General features: G+C 70.2%; 16 protein-coding genes. 8 read left to right on the top strand and 8 right to left on the bottom strand.

Annotated elements, in window-relative coordinates; genetic code table 11:
* The first annotated feature begins 9 nt into the window (after nt 1-9).
* The 3 genes from BDK92_RS31950 to BDK92_RS31960 all read left to right on the top strand — a co-directional run bounded on the left by BDK92_RS31950 (nt 10) and on the right by BDK92_RS31960 (nt 8,622).
* Entirely contained in the window at nt 10-1,779 is a 1,770-nt protein-coding gene (locus tag BDK92_RS31950; protein ID WP_121162767.1) for a thiamine pyrophosphate-dependent enzyme, read from the top strand.
* Nucleotides 1,776-2,783: an SDR family oxidoreductase gene (locus BDK92_RS31955; RefSeq protein WP_121160084.1), complete on the top strand. Its 1,008-nt coding sequence runs from the start codon at nt 1,776-1,778 to the stop codon at nt 2,781-2,783. The genes BDK92_RS31950 and BDK92_RS31955 overlap by 4 nt, the downstream gene beginning before the upstream one ends.
* A 214-nt stretch (nt 2,784-2,997) precedes the next feature.
* A complete protein-coding gene (locus tag BDK92_RS31960; protein WP_121160085.1) occupies nt 2,998-8,622 on the top strand; it encodes a ThuA domain-containing protein in 5,625 nt (1,874 codons plus the stop codon).
* 127 nt (nt 8,623-8,749) lie between these two features.
* Here the strand turns inward: BDK92_RS31960 and BDK92_RS31965 are convergent, their stop codons facing one another.
* On the bottom strand, nt 8,750-8,974 hold the full coding sequence (locus BDK92_RS31965; RefSeq protein WP_121160086.1) for a hypothetical protein: 225 nt from the start codon (nt 8,972-8,974) through the stop codon (nt 8,750-8,752).
* Nucleotides 8,975-9,125: 151 nt separating this feature from the next.
* Between BDK92_RS31965 and BDK92_RS31970 the strand changes: the two genes are divergently transcribed.
* Nucleotides 9,126-10,544, top strand: coding sequence for an RtcB family protein (locus BDK92_RS31970; protein WP_121160087.1), 1,419 nt, complete (start codon nt 9,126-9,128; stop codon nt 10,542-10,544).
* On the opposite strand, the gene BDK92_RS31975 is transcribed toward BDK92_RS31970, so the two are convergent.
* From BDK92_RS31975 to aceA, 3 genes are all read right to left on the bottom strand, one after another.
* Entirely contained in the window at nt 10,545-10,970 is a 426-nt protein-coding gene (locus tag BDK92_RS31975; RefSeq protein WP_121160088.1) for an archease, read from the bottom strand.
* A 181-nt stretch (nt 10,971-11,151) separates the two neighbouring features.
* A complete protein-coding gene (gene aceB, locus BDK92_RS31980) occupies nt 11,152-12,798 on the bottom strand; it encodes a malate synthase A (RefSeq protein ID WP_121160089.1) in 1,647 nt (548 codons plus the stop codon).
* Nucleotides 12,798-14,135 (bottom strand): isocitrate lyase, encoded by a 1,338-nt coding sequence (gene aceA, locus BDK92_RS31985; protein WP_121160090.1) that lies wholly within the window; start codon nt 14,133-14,135, stop codon nt 12,798-12,800. The genes aceB and aceA overlap by 1 nt, the downstream gene beginning before the upstream one ends.
* Nucleotides 14,136-14,410: 275 nt before the next feature.
* On the opposite strand from aceA, the gene BDK92_RS31990 reads away from it, so the two are divergent.
* Nucleotides 14,411-15,835, top strand: a complete 1,425-nt coding sequence (locus BDK92_RS31990; RefSeq protein WP_121160091.1) for a short-chain fatty acyl-CoA regulator family protein — start codon at nt 14,411-14,413, stop codon at nt 15,833-15,835.
* 31 nt (nt 15,836-15,866) lie between these two features.
* On the opposite strand, the gene BDK92_RS31995 is transcribed toward BDK92_RS31990, so the two are convergent.
* The gene (locus BDK92_RS31995; protein ID WP_121160092.1) at nt 15,867-17,021 is read right to left on the bottom strand and encodes a magnesium and cobalt transport protein CorA; all 1,155 of its coding nucleotides are present in this window, start codon (nt 17,019-17,021) and stop codon (nt 15,867-15,869) included.
* Between the two features lie 147 nt (nt 17,022-17,168).
* Here BDK92_RS31995 and BDK92_RS32000 point away from each other — a divergent pair, with 147 nt between their 5' ends.
* From BDK92_RS32000 to BDK92_RS32010, 3 genes are all read left to right on the top strand, one after another.
* Entirely contained in the window at nt 17,169-17,516 is a 348-nt protein-coding gene (locus BDK92_RS32000) for an ArsR/SmtB family transcription factor (protein WP_121160093.1), read from the top strand.
* Nucleotides 17,516-18,163 carry a cation efflux transmembrane domain-containing protein gene (locus BDK92_RS32005; protein ID WP_121162768.1) on the top strand — a complete coding sequence of 216 codons (648 nt, stop codon included), beginning with the start codon at nt 17,516-17,518 and terminating at the stop codon, nt 18,161-18,163. Before BDK92_RS32000 ends, BDK92_RS32005 begins: the two co-directional genes overlap by 1 nt.
* A gap of 174 nt (nt 18,164-18,337) precedes the next feature.
* Nucleotides 18,338-20,827: a beta-N-acetylhexosaminidase gene (locus BDK92_RS32010; protein ID WP_121160094.1), complete on the top strand. Its 2,490-nt coding sequence runs from the start codon at nt 18,338-18,340 to the stop codon at nt 20,825-20,827.
* Nucleotides 20,828-20,930: 103 nt separating this feature from the next.
* Here BDK92_RS32010 and BDK92_RS32015 read toward each other — a convergent pair whose 3' ends face one another.
* The 3 genes from BDK92_RS32015 to BDK92_RS32025 all read right to left on the bottom strand — a co-directional run bounded on the left by BDK92_RS32015 (nt 20,931) and on the right by BDK92_RS32025 (nt 23,041).
* Nucleotides 20,931-21,533 carry a class I SAM-dependent methyltransferase gene (locus BDK92_RS32015; RefSeq protein ID WP_121160095.1) on the bottom strand — a complete coding sequence of 201 codons (603 nt, stop codon included), beginning with the start codon at nt 21,531-21,533 and terminating at the stop codon, nt 20,931-20,933.
* A 121-nt stretch (nt 21,534-21,654) separates the two neighbouring features.
* Complete coding sequence (locus tag BDK92_RS41340) at nt 21,655-22,698, bottom strand: T3SS (YopN, CesT) and YbjN peptide-binding chaperone 1 (RefSeq protein ID WP_121160096.1); 1,044 nt, start codon at nt 22,696-22,698, stop codon at nt 21,655-21,657.
* On the bottom strand, nt 22,685-23,041 hold the full coding sequence (locus tag BDK92_RS32025) for a hypothetical protein (RefSeq protein ID WP_121160097.1): 357 nt from the start codon (nt 23,039-23,041) through the stop codon (nt 22,685-22,687). Before BDK92_RS32025 ends, BDK92_RS41340 begins: the two co-directional genes overlap by 14 nt.
* Nucleotides 23,042-23,237: the final 196 nt, after the last annotated feature.

Here is a 23,237-nt window from a genome sequence, read left to right on the forward strand (position 1 = left end):
GGAGCACTGATGCAGGAGATCGTCGGGGAAGCGCTGGCGAAACGTCTGATCGACTGGGGTGTCGACACCGTCTTCGGACTGCCGGGTGACGGCATCAACGGTCTGATGGAGGGCTTCCGTCGCCAGCGTGAGCGGCTGCGGTTCGTGTTGGTCCACCACGAGGAGGCCGCGGCGTTCATGGCGACCGGACACGCCAAGGCGACCGGCCGGCTGGGCGTCTGCGCCGCCACCTCCGGCCCCGGAGCGATCCACCTGCTCAACGGTCTGTACGACGCGAAGATGGACCACGTGCCGGTGTTGGCGATCACCGGTATGCAGGAGACCTCGGTGCTGGGTACGCAGTACCAGCAGGAGGTGCAGACAACCCAGCTCTACCAGGACGTGGCCGGCGCCTACAACCTGATGGTGACCAACCCGCAGCAGGTTCCGGGGGTGGTCGACATCGCCATCCGGCACGCCCTGGCCAAGCGCACGGTGGTGCACCTGACCTTCCCGAACGACATCCAGGTGGCAGCGGCTGCCGCGGACCCGTACCGGCATGTCAGCCCGGGGGCGCCCCCGGCCAGCAGTCCGGTGCTCTCCCGGCCGCCGGCTCCTGCGGCAGACGAGGAACTGGGGCGGGCGGCCGCCGTACTGGACGCCGGCCAGAAGGTGGCGATGCTGGTCGGCATCGGCGCACGGTACGCCCGGGAGGAGGTGCTGGCGGTCGCCGACGCCCTGGGCGCGCCGATCGTCAAGACACTCCCCGGTAAGCAGGTCGTCCCCGACGAGCACCCGTTCACCACCGGCGGCCTGGGGCTGCTCGGCACCAAGCCGAGCGAGGAGCTGATGGAGGAGTGCGACACGCTGCTGATGGTCGGCACCTCGTTCCCGTACGGCAGCTACCTGCCCTCGCCGGGGCAGGCCCGGGTGGTGCAGATCGACCGGGACGCCAGCCAGATCGGCATCCGGCTGCCGGTCGAGGTGGCGGTCACCGCCGACGCCCGGGTGGCGCTGAGGCAACTGCTGCCGCTGCTGCGGCGCCACGACGAGCGATCCTTCCTCACCAAGCACCAGCGGGGCCGCGACACCTGGCGGGAGGAGATGAAGGCGCTGCAGGACCCGGGCCGTACCCCGATCGCACCGCAGTACCTGATTGGCTGTGTGGATGAACTGGCCGCCGACGACGCGATCCTGACCTGCGACTCGGGCACCATCGCCACCTGGTCGGCGCGACACTGGACGATCCGGGGCGGGCGGGAGTACTACCTCTCCGGCAACCTGGCGTCGATGGCGCCGGGGCTGCCGTACGCGATCGGGATCCAGCTCGCCCACCCCGGGCGCCAGGTGATCGCGTACGTCGGTGACGGTGGCTTCGCGATGCTGATGGCCGAGTTCCTGACCGCGGCGCGACACGAACTCCCGGTCAAGGTGATCATCAACAACAACAACGCGTACGGGCAGATTCTCTGGGAGCAGATCATTCTCGGCTATCCGGAGTACGCCGTACGTCATCCGGAGCCGGAGCCGGACTTCGCCGTCTGGGCGCGCAGTTGTGGCGGGTACGGGGTCAAGGTGACTGATCCGGGTCAGTTGCCCGGGGCGGTCCGGGAGGCGTTGGCGTACCCGGGGCCGGCGCTGGTCGACTGCAGTGTCAACCCGAACGAGCCGCCGATGCCGGGCAAGGTCCGGTACGAGCAGGCGAAGGAGTTCACCGAGGCGTTCCTGCGGGGTGAGCCGAACCGCATCGCCACGCTCGCCACGGTCGCCCGCGACAAGATCAACGAGTTGCGCAAGTGAGCCTGGTCGCCGTCGTCACCGGAGCGAGTGCCGGGATCGGTCGGGCCACCGCCCGCGAACTCGCCCGTGACGGTGCGAAGATCGCGCTGCTCGCCCGAGGCTCGGTCGGGTTGGCGGCGGCGGCCGGGGAGGTCCGGGCGGCCGGCGGGGTGGCCCTGCCGATCGAAACCGACATGGCCGACTACGCGCAGGTCGTGGCGGCCGCCGCCCGGGTCACCGCCGAACTCGGAGACATCGACCTCTGGATCAACAACGCCTTCACCTCGGTGTTCGCGCCGTTCGTCGAGATCACACCGGAGGAGTTCCGCCGGGTGACCGAGGTGACCTATCTGGGCTTCGTACACGGCACCCGGGTCGCCCTGGACCACATGCTGTCCCGGGACCACGGCACCATCGTGCAGGTCGGCTCGACGCTCGGATACCGCTCGATTCCGTTGCAGTCGGCGTACTGCGGTGCGAAACACGCGATCGTCGGCTTCACCGAGTCGCTCCGCTGCGAGCTGCTGCACGACCGGAGCCGGGTGCGGGTGACCATGGTGCAGTTGCCGGCCGTCAACACCCCCCAGTTCGACTGGGTCCTGTCCAGGTTGAGCCGGCCCGCCCAGCCGGTGCCGCCGATCTACCAGCCCGAGGTGGCGGCGAGGGCGATCGTGCACGCCGCCCGTCGGCCCGGTCGACGGGAGTACTGGGTCGGAGCGTCGACGGTGGTCACGATCCTGGCCAACCGGATCGTGCCCGGGATCCTCGACCATCACCTCGGCCGGACCGGGTACGCGTCCCAGCAGACGGAGCGGCCCACCGACCCGGACCAGCCGGTCAACCTCTGGCAGCCGGCAGACGGCGAGAGGGGTGCGGACTTCGGCGCGCACGGGTCGTTCGACCACCGGGCCCACCGGCACAGCCCGCAGTTCTGGCTCTCCCGGCACCGTCGTTCGCTGCTGACCGGCGCCGTCGGGCTGGCCGTCGGAGTGGCCGCGGCCGGAGCGGTGCTGGGTCGACGCTGAGCCGGCGAAGGTGCACCGAATTCTCCGGCTGGGCCACGATGATCCACAGTGGTACGTCAAGATCGGGTGACTTCTCGATCGAAGGGGTTGACGCCTCCTTCGCCCGGCAGGCAGAGTCCCACCGGTACAGACGAAAGACTCGGCGGCCTTTCGGTGACAACCCCCACAGGTGCGGCGGCGCGCTCCTCCTGACCGACCTCGTGAAGGAGCACCCATGCGCCGACGCCTCATCGCGTCCGCCGCCAGTGCCGCCCTTGTCCTTACCTCACTCGTCGCGATCGCGGCACCCGCCGCCGCCGCGCCCACGGCCCAGGCCGAACCGATCCTGCAAGAGGTGACCCTCGCCAAGGGACCGGCCGCGATGGGCGAGCCGATGGCACTCACGGTCCTGCCCGACCGGACCGTGCTGCACACCTCGCGTGACGGGCGGATCTTCGCCACCGACACACTCGGCAACACGATCCTCGCGGCGACCCTCCCGGTCTACAACCACGACGAGGACGGTCTGCAGGGCATCGCCGCCGACCCCGACTTCGCCACCAACCGGTGGATCTACGTGTACTACGCGCCGGTGCTCGCCGCCACCCCGGCCGGCGACGCCCCGGCCAACGGCACGGATGCCGACTTCGCCCGCTGGCAGGGCCACAACCAGCTCTCCCGGTTCACCGTACGCACCGACGGGACCGTCGACCTGGCCAGTGAGAAGAAGCTGCTCCAGGTCACCGTCGACCGGGGGATGTGCTGCCACGTCGGCGGCGACCTCGACTTCGACGCCCAGGGCAACCTCTACCTGACCACCGGTGACGACACCCAGCCCTGGTCCTCGGCCGGCTACACGCCGATCGACGAGCGTGACGGCTTCAACTGGGCCTTCGACGCCCAGCGCAGCTCCGGCAACACGAACGACCTGCGCGGCAAGCTGCTCCGGATCCACCCGGAGGACGACGGAAGCTACACCGTCCCCGCCGGCAACCTCTTCGCCCCGGGGACGGAGAAGACCCGCCCGGAGATCTACGCGATGGGGTTCCGCAACCCGTTCCGGATGTCGGTCGACAAGGCCACCGGCGTGGTCTACGTCGGCACGTACGCCGCCGACGCCGAGGTCGCCGACCCGAACCGGGGCGACGGTGGACACCAGGAGTTCGAGCGGATCACCGGCCCCGGCAACTTCGGCTGGCCGTACTGCCAGGGTTACAACTCGCCGTACAACGACTTCGACTTTGCCACGTTCACCTCGGGGCCGAAGTTCGACTGCGCCGCGCCAGTCAACCACTCACCGCACAACACCGGTCTGACCGAACTGCCGCCGGCCCAGCCGGCCTGGATCGCGTACGACGGTGGCCTCGACTCGCCGCTGGGCAACGGCGGCGGCCCGATGGCCGGCCCGGTCTACCACTTCGACCCGGCCCTCGACTCACCGACCAAGCTGCCGGCGAGCTTCGACAACAAGTTCTTCGCCGGTGAGTTCACCCAGGACTGGATCAAGACGATCACCGCCGACGGTGACGGCAGCGCCGGCACGATCAGCGACTTCCCGTGGACCCACAAACACATCATGGACCTGGCGATGGGACCGGAGGGCGCCCTCTACGTGCTCGACTACGGCGCCGGGTGGTTCAACGGGGACGAGAACTCGGCGCTCTACCGGATCGAGACCGCCCCGAACGGCAACCGTGCCCCCACCGCCGTGGCCACTGCGGACCGTACCTCCGGGCCGGGGCCGCTCACGGTCACGTTCGGCTCCGCCGGATCGAGCGACCCCGAGGGGGACGCGCTGAGCTACTCGTGGAGCTTCGGCGACGGCGCCACCTCCACCTCCGCCAACCCGAGCCACACGTACGCGGCCAACGGCACCTATCCGGCGAAGCTCACCGTCCAGGACCCGGCCGGCAACTTCGGCAGCGCCACGGTCACGATCACGGTCGGCAACACCGTTCCGACGGTCACCATCAGCGGCCCGCCGGCCGGTTCGGGTTTCGCCTTCGGTGACCCGGTGCCGTACCAGGTGACCGTGACCGACCCGGAGGACGGCACGATCGACTGTACGAAGGTCGTGGTCAACTTCGTGCTCGGGCACGACGAACACGGTCACCCGATGACCAGCGCCACCGGCTGCACCGGTGTGCTCCAGACCACCGCGAACAGCGAGCACGGGCCCAGCGACAACCTCTTCGGTGTTATCGACGCCGCCTACACCGACGGCTCCGGCCTGGTCGGACACGCCCAGGTCGTGCTCCAGCCCCGGCACCGGCAGGCGGAGCACTTCGCGAACTCCAGCGGCAACCTCGCCGTCTACCAGAGCCCGGCCAGCGAGGGCGGGTACGTCGGTGCGATCGACAACGGCGAGTGGATCTCGTTCGACCCGTACCACCTGGTCGGCGTCACCGGCTTCAGTGCCAGGGTCTCCTCGGCCAACGCCGGTGGCACACTCGCCTTCCGGACCGGCTCGGCGACCGGACCGGTGGTCGGCTCGATCACCGTGCCCGGCACCGGCGGCTGGGACAACTTCGTCACCGTCAACGGCACGATCAGCGGTGCCAGCGGCTCCGGGCCGCTCTTCCTCACCTTCGCCGGTGCCCCCGACCAGGCTCTGTTCAACGTCGACAGCTTCACCTTCACCGGCGGCGGCACCGCCAGCAGCGACCTGGCCCGCTACCGCCCGGTGACCGTCTCCTCCACCTACGAGGACTACCGGGTGGGGAGCCTGGCCGTCGACGGCGACGCCACCACCCGCTGGTCGAGCGAGTACGCCGACCCGCAGTGGATCAGGGTCGACCTCGGCGCGGCGCACGAGCTGGCCCGGGTCCGGCTGAGCTGGGAGACCGCGTACGCGACCGGGTACGAGATCCAGACCTCGCTCGACGGCGACAACTGGACCACCGTGCACAGCACCACCAACGGCAACGGCGGCGTCGACGACATCGAGATCAGCGGCACCGGACGCTACGTGCGGATGTACGGCACCGCACGGGCCACCGGCTGGGGCTACTCGCTCTTCGACTTCAACGTGTACGGCCCGTCCGAGGAGGAGAACCCGCCGGAGACGTACCAGGTGATGGTCTTCTCCAAGACCGCCGGCTACCGGCACGAGTCGGTCGAGGCCGGCATCTCCGCGATCGAACAGCTCGGCCGGGAGAACGGCTTCCGGGTCGACTCGACCGAGGACGCCACCTCGTTCACCAGCGCCAACCTCGCCCAGTACGAGGCGGTGGTCTTCCTCTCCACCACCGGTGACGCGCTCAACAACGAGCAGCAGGCGGCGTTCGAGGCGTACATCCGGGGCGGTGGTGGTTTCGCCGGGGTCCACGCGGCGGCCGACACCGAATACGACTGGCCGTGGTACGGCGGGCTCGTCGGCGCCTGGTTCGACTCGCACCCGGCGACCCAGCCGGCCACCGTCCGGTTCGAGGACCGGGCGAACCCGTCCACCGCGCACTTCGCGCCGAGCTGGACCCACACCGACGAGTGGTACAACTACCGGACCAACCCCCGGGCGAACGTCAAGGTGCTCGCCACCGTGGACGAGTCGACCTACAGCGGCGGCGGGATGGGGGCGGACCACCCGATCACCTGGTGCCAGGAGTACGACGGCGGCCGGGCCTGGTACACCGGAATGGGGCACACCACCCAGTCCTTCGGCGAGGAGAACTACCTCAGGATGCTGCTCGGCGGCATCCGGCTCGCCGCCGACCAGGCCGACGCGGACTGCCGACCGGAGACCGGTTACACCGCGCTGTTCGACGGCACCCAGCCGACCTTCGAGCAGTGGCGACAGGCCGGCCCCGGCGGGTTCACCCTGGACAACGGCACGCTCACCTCGTTCGGCGGGATGGGACTGCTCTGGTACCCGGCCCGGACGTACAGCAACTACTCGCTCAAGGTCGACTGGATGATGCCGGGCGACGACAACGGCGGCGTCTTCATCGGGTTCCCGGACCCGCAGGGCGACCCGTGGAAGCCGGTCTCCGACGGGCACGAGATCCAGATCGACGCCACCGACGCCGACCCGACCCGGACCACCGGCAGTGTGTACAGCCTGAAGGCCCCGGACACCGCGCTGCGGGAGGCGAACCTCAACCCGCCGGGGGAGTGGAACACCTACGACATCCGGGTGCACGGACAGCAGGTCGAGGTCTATCTCAACGGTGTGAAGCTCACCGATTACACCAGTTCCCGCAACATCGCCGAGGGCTTTTTCGGGGTGCAGAACGACGGCGCCGGAATGGACATCAGTTACCGCAACATCCGGATCCGGACCGACGGCATCCCGACCGGTGAGGACCTGGCGCGGGACCGGCTGGTGACCGCCTCCTCGGTCGAGCCGGACTCGTCCCACCTGCCGGGCAACGCGGTCGACGGCGACCCCGCCACCCGCTGGGCGAGCGAGCACCTGGTCGACCCGCAGTGGATCACGGTCGACCTCGGTGCCGAGTACGAGCTGGAGCGGGTCCGGCTCGCCTGGGAGGCGGCGTACGCCAGCGCGTACGAGGTGCAGACCTCGACCGACGGCAGCACCTGGAACCGGATCTACGGCAGCACCACCGCGGACGGCGGCGTGGATGACCTCACCGTGGCCGGAGCCGGTCGCCATGTTCGGGTGTACGCCACCGCACGGGCCACCAACTGGGGCTACTCGCTTTACGACATCAACGTCTACGGCACCCCGGTCGAGGAGCCGGAGCCGGACACCACCGCCCCGGTCACCCGGGCCGACGTCGCCGGACCCGCCACCGGCGGCTGGTTCACCTCGGCCGCGACGGTAACTCTGACCTCGACCGACGAGACCGGCGGCAGCGGGGTCGGGTCGACCGAGTACCAGGTCGACGCGGACCCGACCTGGACCGTCTACACGGGGCCGGTGCAGGTCACCGGCGACGGCGAGCACGTCTTCCGCTACCGGTCCACCGACCGGGCCGGAAACGTGTCGGCACCCGGCGAGGTTCCGGTCCGGATCGACGGCACCGCTCCGGTCAGCACGGCGGCGTTCGCACCGGCCAACGACAACGGCTGGCATGCCGGGGCGGTCCCGGTGACGCTCGCCGCGACCGACGCCGGTTCCGGGGTCGGCCCGCTCGAATGGTCGCTCGACGGTGGGCCGTGGACGGCGTACGCCACCCCGGTCGACGTCACCGGCGACGGCCAGCACGAGTTGCTCTACCGGGCGAAGGACGCCGCCGGCAACCTGGAGACTCTCAAGTCCGCCCTGGTGCGGATCGACGGGACGAAGCCGACGGTGATCGTCTCCGGGCTCGCCGACGGGCAGCTCTACGGCGACAGCCAGGACGTCCGGGTCACCTTCCAGGCCGTCGACCCGACCTCAGGTCTGGCCGCCACGGTCGGCACCCTCGACGGTGCGCCGTACGCCAGCAACACCCTGCAGGCCCTGTACGAGCTCAGCCTGGGTCTGCACGAGTTGACGGTCACCGCCACCGACAAGGCCGGCAACACCAGCACGAGTTCCGTACGGTTCTTCGTCACCACCTCCTTCCGGGACATGGGCAACCTGCTCGACCGGTTCAGGGCGACGGAGCGGCTCAGTGCCAAGGCGCACCGGCAGCTCGTCAACAAGCTGGCGGCGGTACGTGACTCGGAGGCGGCCGGCAACGACAAGCGGGCGGTCCAGCAACTCGCCGCCTTCACCGAGTTGGCCTCGGACGCGGTGCTCGTACCCGACGCCGACGTACGCGGGGTGCTGGTCCGCGACGCCGACGCGATGATCGTGCTGCTCGGTGGCGCGGCCAGCACCGCCGGTGTCGCGGCGAACGAGGGCCGGCAGCTGAAGGGCGCCGGCCGTCCCGACGGCGACACCACCCGCGTCCCCAGGGGCGGCAGGCTCTAGCCAACCTCAGGGGTGGGGGAGAGCCGCCGGTCGCGACTTCCCCCACCCCCCGGGTACGGCAGTGTGTGTTGCGCCGGGCGGACCCGCACGTAGCCATCAGAGTCGATGAGTGGACGTTGAGAAGTGGTCAGCCGCCAGCGGCGCTGCCGGTCAGACTGCGGACCAGTTCGAGGGCACGAGCGGCCCGATCGATGTCCTCGCGCTGTATCTGATCGATGAACTGGCGCACGTCGTCATGCTCGGCGGCGTCTTTCTTGTACTGCTCGTAGACCTGGCCACCCTTGAGCGCGTGGTACTGGATCGAGACCAGGTTGTAGACGATGTCGTCCGCGTGCTTGTGGGAGTTACCCATGGTTTCTCCTGTCCGATGATGCGCAGGGTCGGGCACCTCCCTTAATACCGTGGACGCCGGGGCGTCGCCTGGCATTGGCCATCATTCGCGCTGGAAGCGTCGATTCGCTGACCCGGGTGTGTCGACCCGTCAATCGGGTAGCCGGCGTCCCATGGAACTGGTCGAGGAGTCGCCGTACCGGTTCCGGATCGACCAGCGGGATCCGATGCGGGTGCCGGGGGTGGTCTTCGCGTCCCGTGCGCTGCTGCCCGACATCGCCGGGGACCGGTCGCTGGAGCAGGTGGCGAACGTCGCGACCCTGCCGGGCATCGTCGAGGCGTCCTATGCGATGCCCGACGTGCACTGGGGATACGGGTTTCCGATCGGCGGTGTGGCCGCCACCGATGTCGGGGCGGACGGCGTCGTCTCACCCGGCGGGGTGGGTTTCGACATCTCCTGCGGGGTCAGACTGCTCACCGCCGATCTTGACCGGACCGCGCTCCCCGCGTTGCTGACGGGACTGATGGACGGCCTCGACCACGCCATCCCGCGCGGGATGAGCAAGGGCGCGGTCTGGCAACTCGATGGACGTGCCCAGCTCGACGAGGTGATGCGTGGCGGTTCGCGGTATGCGGTCGAGCGGGGCCATGGTGTCGAGCGTGATCTGTACCGGTGTGAGGACTACGGTGCGGTGACCGACGCCGACCCGGGCCAGGTGAGCGAGCGGGCCGTGCAGCGCGGGCAGGGCCAGGTGGGCAGCCTCGGCTCCGGCAACCACTTCCTCGAGGTGCAGGCGGTCGACGAGGTGTACGACGAGCCGGTCGCGACGGCGTTCGGACTCCGGGCCGGTCAGGTCTGCGTGATGATCCACAGCGGTTCACGGGGGTTGGGGCATCAGATCTGCACCGACCACGTCCGGGTCATGGAGCGGTCCATGACCCGGTACGGCATCGAAATACCCGACCGGCAGTTGGCGTGCAGCCCGGTCTCGTCGCCCGAGGGCCGGGCCTACCTGGGCGCGATGGCCGCGGCCGCGAACTACGCACGGGCCAACCGTCAGTTGCTGACCGAGGCGACCCGGCGGGTCTTCGAACAGGTCGCGGGGAGTGGACTCGATCTGGTCTACGACGTCTCGCACAACCTCGCGAAAATCGAAACCCACGGGTACGACGGCACGCAGCGGCGGCTCTGTGTGCACCGCAAGGGCGCCACCAGGGCATTGCCGCCCGGGCACCCGGACCTGCCCGCCGACCTGATCGAAGTGGGGCAACCGGTGCTCATTCCCGGCTCGATGGGGACCGCCTCCTACGTGCTCACCGGTGCCGCCGGTGGGCCGGCCTTCGCGTCGACCTGCCACGGTGCCGGCCGGGTGCGGAGCAGGAAGCAGGCCACCAGGGCCGTACACGGTCAGGACGTGCGCAGCCAACTGGAGGCCCGGAACATCGCGGTGCGTGGGGCATCGCGCCGAGGACTGGCGGAGGAGATGCCCGAGGCGTACAAGGACGTCTCGGCAGTGGTCGAGTCGGCGGAACGGGCCGGGCTGTGCAGGCCGGTGGCCAGGCTGCTGCCGCTGGGCGTGGTGAAGGGCTGATCACACATCGAGGGTCACGGCACACGACCAGCCTGCCCCGTCGGGGGCGAACCGTAGTTCGTTCAGCGAGACGGCCTTCGGCACCGCGCCCACCAACTCCACCCCGTCCGTGTCGGTCGTACGCCACCGCACCGTCAGACCTCCGTGGAAGGCGTGCACCTCGGAGTCGAGCGGAAGCTCGCCCTCGGTATCCAGGCGATAGATCACCTCGTCGAGTACGGCGACCAGAGCCTCCTCGTCGTTGCCGGGTTCCACCCTGAACTCCGCCATCCCGGTCGGGTGTGCGCCCTGCGTGTCGGCGAAGGTGTCGACCAGCGCGTTCACCGCCTCGGCCAGGCATCGCTCGCGCGACGGTGCCCACGCCTCGATCCGTACGTCCGCGGTATGGGGCACACAGCGATGCCCCTGGGGCGATCGTTCCTTCATCTCCCGCTCCGCTCACTCCGTGGCGCCGGTTCCGGGCCGCCGGTCCCGTCGGCCGCTCCCACTGGCATCATCCACGGCCTTGCGGGTCACGCACTGGTTCTTCCAACTCACGCTGTTCGCCTTCCTGAGGGTCTCCTCTTCCGGCGCCCGCCCGGGGGCGTCCGGTCACGCGGATGACCGGTTACGCGGATGACCGGTGACGCCTTCCGACCAGGTGCGTCGCGTACGCACCTGGGGTGAAGAAGGTCGGCAGGGTCTCGGCCAGCGCGGTCCGTACGAAGATCTCCTCGGCGTCGTCCCACCGGTGCCCGGGGTCGTCGGTTGAGGTACGCGCCGCCGCGACCTCCTCGGCGAGCAGCTTGCGGACCAGTTCCTCGTCCACCGTCCGTCCGTCGGTGAGCCGGGTCCCGGTCTGAGTCCACTGCCAGACCTGACACCGGGCGATCTCGGCGGTCGCCGCGTCCTCCATCAGGTCGAAGATCGCCACCGCGCCGTTGCCGCCGAGCCAGGCGTCCAGGTAGCGCAGTGCGACGGCGATGTTGTTGCGCAGCCCGGCCTCGGTGACCACACCGCCCGCCCCGGCGATGTCGAGCAGATCGTCCGCACCCACCCGGACGTCGTCGCGGAGACGGTCGAGCTGGTGGGGCCGGTCACCGAGCGCCCGGTCGAAGACCTCCCGGCAGACCGGCACCAGACCCGGGTGGGCGACCCACGAGCCGTCGAAGCCGTCGGCCGCCTCCCGCTCCTTGTCCTGACGCACCTTCGCCATCGCGACGGCGTTGGTCTCGGCGTCCCGGCTCGGGATGAACGCGGCCATCCCGCCGAGGGCGTACCCGCCCCGCCGGTGGCAGGTCGACACCAGCAGTTCGGTGTACGCGCGCATGAACGGCACTGTCATGCTCACCTGGGCCCGGTCGGGCAGCACGAACCCGGGCCGGTTCCCGAAGGTCTTGATGACGCTGAAGATGTAGTCCCATCGGCCCGCGTTCAGGCCGGCGCAGTGCTCACGCAGTTCGTACAGGATCTCTTCCATCTCGAACGCGGCGGTGATGGTCTCGATCAGCACGGTGGCCCGGATCGTCCCGTGCGGAATCCCGAGCAGCCCCTGGGCCAGGGTGAACACGTCGTTCCAGAGCCGCGCCTCCAGGTGGCTTTCCAGCTTCGGGAGGTAGAAGTAGGGTCCGCTGCCCCGGTCGAGCGACCGCTGCCCGCAGTGGAAGAGGTACAGCCCGAAATCGACCAGGCTCGCCGACACCGGCCGCCCGTCGACCACCACGTGCTTCTCGACCAGGTGCCACCCCCGCGGTCGGACCACGATCGTCGCCGGCTCCGGTCCGACCCGGTACCGCTTACCCGTGGCCGAGGTGAAGTCCAGCCGCCCGTCGATGGCGTCGCGCAGGTTCAGCTGCCCGCCGACCAGGTTCGACCAGGTGGGCGAGAGGGCGTCCTCGAAGTCGGCCAGCCAGACCTGGGCACCCGAGTTCAACGCGTTGACCGTCATCCGTCGGTCCGGTGGCCCCGTGATCTCCACCCGCCGGTCGACCAGTCCCGGTGCGGCACCGGCCACCCGCCACCTGTCGTCGGCCCGGACCATCGAGGTCTGCGCCAGCCAGCCCAGCGTCTCCTCACCCCGGGCCAGCCGCTCCCGGCGCCGGGTCCGTTCCACCAGGAGTTCAGCCCGCCGGCCGGCGAACTCCGCGTCGAGCCGGGCCACGAACGCCAGCGCCGCAGGGGTCAGGATCTCGTCGAACCGGTCGGTACTCCCGTCGACCGGCGGACCGTCCGCCGCCCCGGCGACGGTGATCTGGGAACGCATGGTGGTCGACATCAGGCCACCGTCCGGGTGAACTGTTGCTCTTCGGTCGACCCGCGCAGGGCCACCGTGTCGCTGGTCGGGTTGATCACCGTACTGATCAGGTCGAAGTAGCCGGTGCCGACCTCCCGCTGGTGCCGGGTCGCGGTGTATCCGGCGGCCTCGGCGGCGAACTCCCGCTCCTGGAGTTCGACGTAGGCGGGCATGCCGTGGGCGGCGTACTCGTGGGCCAGGGCGAACATCGAGTGGTTCAGCGCGTGGAACCCGGCCAGGGTGATGAACTGGAACCTGTATCCCATGTGGCCCAGCTCGCGCTGGAACTTCGCGATCGTCGCGTCGTCGAGGTGCTTGCGCCAGTTGAACGACGGCGAGCAGTTGTACGCCAGCAACTGGTCCGGGTATTCGGCCTTGACCGCCTCGGCGAACCGGCGGGCCACGTCCAGGTCCGGGGTGGAGGTCTCCATCCAGAGCAGCTCCGCGTACGGCGCGTACGCCAGGCCGCGCGCGATGCACGCCTCCATCCCCGGCCGGACGCGGAAGAACCCCTCGGCAGTCCGCTCACCGGTGATGAACTTCCGGTCCCGTTCGTCCACGTCGGTGGTGATCAGCGTCGCCGCGTCGGCGTCGGTACGAGCCATGATGAGCGACGGCACGTCGGCGACGTCGGCGGCGAGCCGGGCGGCGTTCAGGGTCCGGATGTGCTGACCGGTCGGGATCAGCACCTTGCCACCCAGGTGGCCGCACTTCTTCTCGGAGGCGAGCTGGTCCTCCCAGTGCACCGCCGCCGCGCCCGCGCCGATCATGGCGGTCATCAGCTCGTACGCGTTGAGCACCCCACCGAATCCCGCCTCGGCGTCGGCGACGATCGGGACCAGCCAGTCGATCGGACCGGGGCCGCCTTCGGCGTACCGGATCCGGTCGGCGCGCAGCAGGGCGTTGTTGATCCGGCGCACCACGGCCGGCACCGAGTTCGCCGGGTAGAGGCTCTGGTCCGGATAGGTCTGACCGGCCAGGTTGGCGTCCGCGGCGACCTGCCAGCCGGAGAGGTAGATGGCCTTGAGACCGGCCGCCACCTGTTGCACGGCCTGGTTGCCGGTCAGCGCCCCGAGCGCGGGGACGAAGTCCTCGGTGTGCAGGGACTCCCAGAGTCGTCGCGCCCCGCGCCGGGCCAGTGTCTGCTCCTCCACCACGCTGCCGCGCAACCGGAGCACGTCCCGTGCCGAGTACGTGCGCCGGATGTCGCGCCAGCGCGGGTCCTGCTCCCACTGCCGGGTCAGTTCGGCGGCGCGGGCGTCCTCCGCCAGTGCCCCGGTGGTCGTACCCGTCGTCTCGGGTCCCGTGAACCTGTCCATCGCCCTCGTCCTTCCATCCGGCTTCGTTTGTCGGTCGGCTGACCGCGTGGTTCGCGTTTCGGTCCGCTGACTGCGCGGTCGGTTGACCGCGCGGTCGCTTGACTACGCAGGTTTCGCTTGACTCAGCGCGTCGTATGAACCGACCGTGACACAGGTGAAAGCGCAGGTCGATGGCCCCAATCAGCTAACAGTTGCGAATCTTTGTCGCTGTTTTGCGAAGGTTGCGAAGCCGATGTTGGCAAACTGGCGGCCCTGAATGTGGAAGGGAGACGTCGATGAGCAAGAGCGTGGCGGGCGCGCGGCTGCGCAGACTGCGCGAGGAACGGCGGATGACCCAGGCCGCCTTCGCCCGGATGCTCGGGATCTCCCCGAGCTACCTCAACCAGATCGAGCACGGTTCCCGACCGCTGACCGTGCCGGTGCTGCTCAGCATCAGCGAGTCACTGGGGGTGGATGCCGCGTACTTCACCACCCACGACACCGCCCGACTCACCGCCGAGATCCGCGAGGTCTCCTCCGACGACACGCTCCGCATCGACATCCCGGTCGAGGAGGCGGCGGAGCTGGCCCAACGGCTGCCGCACACGGCACACGCGCTGGTCACCATGCACCGGCGTTACCGCCAGCTCGCCGACCAGTTGGCCGCGCTCACCGGCGACCGTGAGCACGAGTCGGGGGAGCTGGAACCGGGACCGCACGAGGAGATCCGGGACTACTTCTACCAGCGGCACAACTACATCGCCGAACTCGACGAGGCGGCCGAACGGCTCGCCGCCGTGATCGGCATCCGGGCTGGTGACATGCGCCCGGTGCTGACCCAGCGGCTTGGTGTGCACGGCATCCGGGTCCGGGTCGGTGACCCCGGTTCCGGCGACGACGCAGAGGAACTGCACCGGTACGACCCGAGGACCCAACTGCTGCGACTGCACGGTTACCTGCGTCCGGGGCAACTGGCGATCCGGATGGCAACCCAGCTCGCCTTCGCCGAGGTGGGGGAGACCCTCGACGACCTGGTCGAGGCGGCGTCGCTGAGCAGTCCGGAGTCGGAGACCCTGGCCCGGATCGGGCTGGCCAAGTACTTCGCCGCCGCACTCATCCTGCCGTACCAGAATTTCCACGGGCGTGCGGAGGAGTTCCGCTACGACCTCGACCGGCTCGCCACCCACTACGGCGTCGGGTACGAAACCGTCTGCCACCGGGTCAGCACCCTGCAACGGCCCAGGGCCCGGGGAGTGGCCTTCTCGTTCATCCGGGTGGACCGCGCGGGCAACATGTCCAAGCGTCAGTCGGCCACCGGCTTCCACTTCTCGCGTACCGGCGGGACCTGCCCGCTCTGGAACGTCTACGAGGCGTTCGCCGCGCCCGGGCGGATCCTGACCCAGATCGCCGCGATGCCGGACGGTCGCCGGTACTTCTGGATCGCCCGGACCGTCACCCGCGCGCCCGGTCGCTACGGCCGCCCCGGCAAGTCCTTCGCCATCGGTCTCGGCTGCGACCTGCGTCAGGCCGGGCGTCTCGTCTACTCGACCGGGCTCGACCTCGACGACGCCGACGCGGCCGTGCCGATCGGCATCGGTTGCAAGGTCTGCGAGCGCAGCGCCTGCCCGCAGCGGGCGTTCCCGCAGATCGGGCGGGGGCTGTCGATCGACGAGAACCACAGCACGTTCGCGCCCTATCCGGTGGCGGACCCGGACCGCTGAGCCCTGTTCACCCACTCGACGGGGCCGCCGGTCAGAGCCAGTTGCGACCTTTGAAGACCAGGTAGAGGCAGGTGCAGACCAGGGCCATCAGGGCCAGCGCGAAGGGGTAGCCGAACGTCCAGTGCAGCTCCGGGATGTGGTCGAAGTTCATCCCGTAGATGGTGCCGATGAGGGTTGGCGCGAAGAGGATGGCCGCCCAGGCGGAGATCTTCTTGACCTCCTCGTTCTGCGTGTAGCTCGCCTCGGTGAGGCGCTTGACCTCCTCGTTCTGGGCCTGTGAGACCAGCGTCGCGTTGAGCGTACGGATGTCGGTGAGGATCTGCCGGAAGCCGTCCACCCGTTCGGCGGCGGTGGTGGCGTGGTCGGCCACGTCCCCCAGGTAGCGCTGCAACTCCTCGTCGGTGCCGTGCTTGGCGAAGCCGGCGGCCAACCCCTGGAGGATGTCCAGCAGCGGTCGGGAGGCCCGCTGGAACTCGATCACCTCTCGGGAGAGCTCGTAGATGCGCCGGGTCACCTTCGGGTCGCCGCCGAAGACCTCGGTCTCGATCTCGTCGATGTCGTGCTGGAGCCCGGCGACCACGGGCGCGTACCCGTCCACGACCGCGTCCAGGACCGCGTACAGCACCGCCTCCGGGCCGCGGCGCAGCAGGTCCGGGTCGTTCTCCAGGCGGCGGCGTACCGCGGCGACGTCGGGTGCCTCGCCGTGGCGCACGGTGAGGACGAAGTTCGGGCCGACGAAGACGTGCAGTTCCCCGAAGTCGACCTCCTCCAGGTCGTCGAGGTAGCGGGCGGCCCGGAGCACCACGAAGAGGGTGGCGCCGTACCGTTCGAGTTTCGGTCGCTGGTGTGCGACCACCGCGTCCTCGACCGCGAGTTCGTGCAGGGAGAATTCCTCGGCGACCGCCATCAGTTGGGCTTCGGCGGGTCGGTAGAGCCCGATCCAGGCCATCGCGCCCGGCTGTTCCCGCAGTTGCTGGCGGGTCCCGGCGACGCTCTCCGGCCCGGGGACACGGCGCCCGTCCCGGTAGATGCCGGAGGTGACGACGCTCGCTTCCACCGGTGCCGCGCGTGTCTCGGCCCGCGGGTCCATCGACAGTTCGGGTGGTGGCGACTGGAGGTAGCGCTCACCCGACCGGCGTCGGCCGCGTTTGGCTGGCCGCCGGGCACGTGACCGCCAGTCGGACATGCGGGCCCTCCGTTGCCAGGGTCTGAGGTTCTCCTCCCACAGTCCCAGAACTGGCGGACGCCCGGACCGGTGCTGGCCAACTAGCGGTCGGCGAGCGGTCGAACGATGTCGGGAGAACCTGTGTACAGCGATCCATGAATACAGTCAATGCTGTACTGTCACGGCGTGGAAGCGCTGACGTACGGCCAGGTGCTGGCCCGGTTCGGGCACGCCCTGTCCGACCCCACCCGATCCCGGCTGCTGCTCGCGCTCCGCGACGGCCCCGGTTATCCGGCGGAGCTGGCCGAGCTGCTGGGAGTGACCCGGCAGAACCTCTCCAACCACCTGGCCTGCCTGCGCGGGTGTGGCCTGGTGGTGGCGGTGCCGCAAGGACGGCGGACCCGCTACGAGCTGGCTGACCCGCGCCTGGCCCACGCCCTGGGAGACCTGCTCGGCCTGGTGCTGGCGGTCGACCCGGCGGCGTGCGCGCACTCCGACGAGCGGGAGTGCTGCTGATGACCACCCCGCTCGCCGGCCCGGCCGCCGCGTCGCCCCCGACCCCCGGCCCGGGGCGTCGCGCGGTGCTGACCCGGCGGGTCCGGCTGCTGGTCGCCGCCACCATCACCTACAACGTGGTCGAAGCGGCGGTCGGCATCACCGCCGGAGTCGCGGCGTCGTCGAGCGCCCTGATCGGCTTCGGCCTGGACTCGCTGATCGAGGTGTCGTCCGCGGCGGCCGTGGCGTGGCAGTTCGCCGGCCCCGATCCCCGGTCCCGGGAACGGATCGCACTGCGGTCGATCGCGCTCTCCTTCTACGCGCTGGCGGTGTTCGTCACCGTGGACGCGGTACGGGCCCTCGTCACCGGTGGTCCGGCCGAGCACTCCTCCGTCGGGCTGGCCCTGGCGGCGATCTCGCTGGCGGTGATGCCCCTGCTCTCGTACGCGCAGCGCCGGTCCGGCCGTGAGCTGGGCTCACGTACGGCGGTCGCCGACTCGAAGCAGACGCTGTTGTGCACGTACCTCTCCGGCGTACTGCTGGTCGGGTTGGCCCTGAACAGCCTCTTCGGCTGGTCGTGGGCGGACCCGGTGGCGGCGCTGGTGATCGCGGCGGTGGCGGTCCGGGAGGGACGCCTGGCCTGGCGTGGCGACACCTGTTGTGACTGACGCAATGTAAGGACTCTTTACAGTACGTCTACCCGGTGCCTATCATTCGGCCAGCGTCATTCACGTTGATCACTCAAGCCGCGCCGGCCGCCCGCCACCACTGCCCTGCCGACACCGACCGCGAGCGGTCGCTGCGACGGCGGACGCCGCGCACCCCGAGCAGGGAGCGTGACAATGCAGACGTCCGGCCGGTTGCCAGGCACAGGGGACAGGTGGATCACCCGACGGGGGAGACGGCGACTCGGTGGTGCCGCGCTCGCCGTCACGCTCGCGCTCCAGACGGTGGCGCTCGCCGGCCCGTCGACCGCACCAGCGCTGGCCGGCACCACACCGGCGCTGGCCGGCACCGCACCGGCGGGGGCGGCCCAGGTCGTCCCGGTCCCGGTCAGCACCGAGCCGGTGCCGGGCCAGACCTTCGTGGTCGGATCGGAGACCCGGATCGTGGTAGCGCCGGGCGGCGTGGGAGCCGTACCGGTGGCGGAGGGCCTGGCCGCGATCATGCGGCCCTCGACCGGCTATCCGCTGCCCGTCGCCGACGGTGCCTCCCGCCCGGGAGACATCCTGCTCGGCCTGACCGAAGCGGCCGACCTCGGCGACGAGGGCTACCGGATCGACGTCTCGACCGCCAACGTACGGGTCGAGGCGGCCGAGCCGGCCGGGCTCTTCTACGGCGTGCAGACCCTGCGCCAACTGCTCCCACCGTGGATCGAGAGCCCGACCGTACGGCCCGGCCCGTGGACCGTCTCCGGTGTCCGGATCACCGACACCCCCCGGTACGACTACCGGGGCGTCATGCTCGACATCGCCCGGCACTTCCAGACGCCGGCCACCGTCAAGCGCCTGATCGACCACGCCTCGACGTACAAGATGAACGTGCTGCACCTGCACGTCAGTGACGACCAGGGCTTCCGGATCGCGATCAACGGCCGTCCCGAACTCACCACCATCGGCGGCCAGTTCTCGATCAACAACGATCCCGGTGGCTACTGGACCCAGGCCGAGTACGTCGACGTGGTGAACTACGCCGCCGCCCGCTTCATGACCGTCATTCCCGAGGTCGACTCGCCCGGACACACCAACGCGATCGTCATGTCGTACGCCGGCCCGCAGGCCAACCCGGCGCTGCCGGACATCAACTGCACGAACCGTACGCCGCCGCAGTGGAACCTCACCGGCGCGGTCGGTTACAGCGCGTTGTGCCCGGAGAGCCCCAACACCTGGGCGATCCTCACCGACATCACCGCCCAGCTCAGCGCGATGAGCCCCGGCCCGTACTACCACCTGGGCGGCGACGAGGTGCCGGCGTCGACCCTCGCGCACGCCCGGTACGTCGACTTCGTCGACCGGGCGGCCCAGGTCGTCAAGGCCCAGAACAAGATCGTCATGGGCTGGTCGGAGATCGCCGCCGCCAACTTCGACCACCCGGACGCGCCGGACGCGGTGGCCCAGTACTGGAACAACGGGAACCCGACCGGCGCCGCCGGTGACACCGCCCGGTTGGCCGTACAGAAGGGCATGAAGGTCGTCATGTCGCCGGCCAACCACACCTATCTCGACATGCAGCAGTTCGTCGGCAGCCCGCTCGGGTTGAGCTGGGCCGGCCGGCTCGACGTCTCCCAGTTCTACAACTGGTCCGGCAACACCAGCGACCCGGCCACCTACATCCCGGCGCGGACCACCGGCGGCGTCACCCTGCCCGCGGTGACCGACACGGACATCCTCGGCGTCGAGGCGCCGATCTGGTCCGAGACCCTACGTACGCTGACCGACATCGAGTTCCAGGTCTTCCCCCGGATGCCGGCAACGGCCGAGATCGGCTGGTCGCCGAAGGTGCACCCGGACCGGAACCTCGCCTCGTTCGTCGGCCGGCTGGCCGCGCACGCGCCCCGCTGGCAGTTGCTCGGCCAGAACTTCTACCCCTCCCCGCAGGTGCCGTGGCGGGTCGACGTGGCCGCGCCCGACCGCACCACCGCCGACCGTACGGTCGGTGGCGAGGTCGCGTCCGTCGTCGCCCCGGGCACGACGGCCGACCAGGTGTCGGTGACCGTCGACTGGGGCGACGGGACCAGTTCACCGGCGACGCTGAGCGGCACTCCGGGCACGAACAAGAGCGTCAACGGCATCTACTCCGCCACCGCGGGCCACACCTACGCCCGCGACGGCGTCTACCGGGCCACGGTCACCGCGACCAGGCCGGGCGGCGTCCCGACCACCGCCGAGTTCACCGTGACCGCGACGAGCTGCACCGCCACGGTCGCCGGCACCAGTCGCGGTCCGCTGGTGGTGGCGGACGGGGTCACCTGCCTGGCCGGGGCCACGGTCTCCGGACCGGTGGTGGTACGCCCCGGCGCTTCCCTGATCGCCACCAACGCCTCGATCCAGGGCCCGGTGACCGCCACCGGCGCGGTTCTGGTCGAGTTGCTCGGCGGGGTGGTCAACGGGCCGGTCAGCATCACCGGGACCACCGGCGACGTGATCGTGGAGCGGGTCGGGGTGAGCGGACCGCTCGTCCTGCACGGCAGTGCCACCGGTCCGGCGCCCCTGATCTCCGGCAGCACGATCAACGGCCCGCTCTCCTGTACGGCCAACAGCCCGGCGCCGGCCAACAACGGCCTGCCGAACACCGTGCGCGGTCCGACCTTGGGGCAGTGCACGGGTCTCTGACCGACCGCCGCCCACCGGCGGACGGTGGTGCGGGCGGCGGGTCCGGCCGGAATCCCGGTCGGGCCCGCCGTCAGGCCCGGCGGCGGAGCACCGTGTGACCGGGTCAGACGGGGCGGCGGAGCACCGTGACCGCGAAGTCGGCGTCCTCCTGCCAGGGGCGCAGGTCCCAGGTGGCGAAGCGCTGTTCCCGCCGCAGGCCGACGGCGGACGCGTGCTGGTCGAAGTCCTCCAGCCGGTAACCACGGTCGGCGCCGAAGCCGACCACCACCGGCCCGTCCGGGCGTACGTGTGCGGCGATCCGCCGCAGTACCTCCTCCTCGGTGCCGGGCGCGACGAACGTCATCACGTTGCCGGCGACCACGACCGCGTCGAACGGTTCCGGTTCCCCGGCCGAGGGCAGGTCGAGTTCGGCCAGGTCACCGACGAGCAGGGTGAGGTCGGGGTGGTCCGCGCGGGCGGACTCGACCAGGGCGGGGTCGGCGTCGACGCCGACCACGTGGTGACCGCGGGCGGCGAGCGCGGCACCGACCCGGCCGGTCCCGCAACCGGCGTCGAGGATCCGGGACGCCGGCGCCACGATGGCATCCAGCAACCGTGCCTCGCCGGCAAGGTCCGCACCCTCGGCCGCCAGTCGGCGGAACCGGTCGATGTACCACTGTGAGTGTCCGGGTTTGGTGTCGGTCACCCAGCGCGTCGGTCGTCCCATGCCCCCACCGTAGACACACTGACAGCAGCATCGACGGCCGGCCGGTCAGCCCGTTCGGGCCTGCGGCTGAGCCGATGACCCCGATCTCGGTCAGGGTGACCAGCGGCAGCCCGGCGGGGAGTCAGCGGTCGGGCCGGCGCCGATCCGTACGGTCCTGGAGCAGTTGGACCGCCTCGTCGACCCGGCCCGCCTCGGTGAGCAACGCGAGCAGGAGCCCGACGGCTCGCCAGTCGTCCTCCATCTCCTCGCGGAGCAGGTCGATCGCCTCCTCGACCCGTCCCTTGCCGACCAGCAGGCTGGCCAGTTCGGTACGGGCGGCAGGCTCGCCCTGGTCGGCGGCGAGCCGCCAGAAGTGTTCGGCGTCGTCGGTGTGACCCTGTTCGCGCAGGAGGGCCGCGAGGCGGGCGGCAGCGTGCCCGTTGCCGTTCTCGGCCCGGATCCGGAGTTCCTCGGTACGTCCACGGTCGGCCAACAGGTCGGCCAGGATCCGGCCGGCGCGGGATTCACCGGAGTCGGCGAGGTCCCGCAGGTAGCCGGTGGGATCGGGGACGGGAGAGATGCCGGATGCCTCCGCGCCGAAGAACCTGCTCCCGCCGAACTCCTGGCGGAGGTGGTCGTCGAGGTCGTCGGCGAGTTCGATCATCGCCTGGATCGCCAGCAGCAGGTGGGTTGGCTGGAAGTCCTGTCCGAAGACGGGGATGGAGGCCCAGATCGTGTCGCCGGTGCAGTAGATCCGACCGATGATCATCCCGTTGGTCAGGTCGGAGAGTCGCCGGTAGAGCGTTTCGGTCGGCTGTACCCCGGTGAGCAGCGGGGAGAAGACGTCCACCAGTGGTGGGTCCTCCTGGGCCCGTACGAAGATGATCGCCGAACCGGCACGGATGCCGATGTCCCCGTCGGAGTCGACCCGCAACTGGTCCGGTTCGGTGCCGAGCAGGTGCGCCAACACCCACTTGACCCGTTCGGCGAGTTTGTCACCGTGTTCGGTGTGCCGGTCGAGGGCATGGTTCCGACCGTTCGAGGCACCCGTACGGGCGACCGGCCGGGCGGCGAGCGCGGCGGCGAGCCGGGTACGGGTCGGCAGCGGCGCGGAGGCGGTGGTGGTGGAGGGCTGGGCCGACAGGGCCCAGGCCAGCCGTCGGCGGAAACTGTCAGGCGGCGTCATCATCGCTTCCCCCCGACTGGACGTCCTCTCTCGAGGGTTGGTCCAGCACCCTGATCTGGTCGAATATCTTGGCGATGACCAGGGGGGCCGCCACGCCGAAGGTGAACGTGGCGAAGGCGGTGGTGGCCAGCCCGCCGGCCCAGGCGGCGGCCGCCAGTCCGGTGCCGGCGAGCGACCGGAGCGCCACCGCGAACAGCACGATGGGGCGGTCGCGTTTGTCCCGCCAGGGCCACTGCCAGCGACCCTTGGACTCCGTCGTGGGTCGCATCATGGCGTAGAGGTTCAGCGCCTCGGAGACGGCGCTGCCGACAAGTCCCCAGATTGCGGCGATCCATAGAGACACGTCCCTACTGTACTGATCGTGGTCGCACGCCTACCTACCCGGTGCCGGCCCGGTAACGACCCCCTGTGCGACCCCCGTTCTGCCCGACGGTACCGGGCGGGGACAAGAGGGCGTTGTGCCAAATGTGTGAAGTCTTCATATAAGCCCGCATTGCCGGGAATCTCCACCTACGGTGATGATCAGTGGCCCCGAGCCC

Origin of the sequence: Micromonospora pisi (genome assembly GCF_003633685.1) — a bacterium.
GTDB lineage: Bacteria > Actinomycetota > Actinomycetes > Mycobacteriales > Micromonosporaceae > Micromonospora_G > Micromonospora_G pisi.

Coding starts and splice junctions, on each gene's coding strand:
- BDK92_RS31950 (WP_121162767.1), top strand. CDS start 10: ATGCAGGAGATCGTCGGGGAAGCGCTGGCGAAACGTCTGATCGACTGG.
- BDK92_RS31960 (WP_121160085.1), top strand. CDS start 2,998: ATGCGCCGACGCCTCATCGCGTCCGCCGCCAGTGCCGCCCTTGTCCTT.
- BDK92_RS31965 (WP_121160086.1), bottom strand. CDS start 8,974: ATGGGTAACTCCCACAAGCACGCGGACGACATCGTCTACAACCTGGTC.
- BDK92_RS31970 (WP_121160087.1), top strand. CDS start 9,126: ATGGAACTGGTCGAGGAGTCGCCGTACCGGTTCCGGATCGACCAGCGG.
- BDK92_RS31975 (WP_121160088.1), bottom strand. CDS start 10,970: ATGAAGGAACGATCGCCCCAGGGGCATCGCTGTGTGCCCCATACCGCG.
- aceB (WP_121160089.1), bottom strand. CDS start 12,798: ATGTCGACCACCATGCGTTCCCAGATCACCGTCGCCGGGGCGGCGGAC.
- aceA (WP_121160090.1), bottom strand. CDS start 14,135: ATGGACAGGTTCACGGGACCCGAGACGACGGGTACGACCACCGGGGCA.
- BDK92_RS31990 (WP_121160091.1), top strand. CDS start 14,411: ATGAGCAAGAGCGTGGCGGGCGCGCGGCTGCGCAGACTGCGCGAGGAA.
- BDK92_RS31995 (WP_121160092.1), bottom strand. CDS start 17,021: ATGTCCGACTGGCGGTCACGTGCCCGGCGGCCAGCCAAACGCGGCCGA.
- BDK92_RS32000 (WP_121160093.1), top strand. CDS start 17,169: ATGCTGTACTGTCACGGCGTGGAAGCGCTGACGTACGGCCAGGTGCTG.
- BDK92_RS32005 (WP_121162768.1), top strand. CDS start 17,516: ATGACCACCCCGCTCGCCGGCCCGGCCGCCGCGTCGCCCCCGACCCCC.
- BDK92_RS32010 (WP_121160094.1), top strand. CDS start 18,338: ATGCAGACGTCCGGCCGGTTGCCAGGCACAGGGGACAGGTGGATCACC.
- BDK92_RS32015 (WP_121160095.1), bottom strand. CDS start 21,533: ATGGGACGACCGACGCGCTGGGTGACCGACACCAAACCCGGACACTCA.
- BDK92_RS41340 (WP_121160096.1), bottom strand. CDS start 22,698: ATGACGCCGCCTGACAGTTTCCGCCGACGGCTGGCCTGGGCCCTGTCG.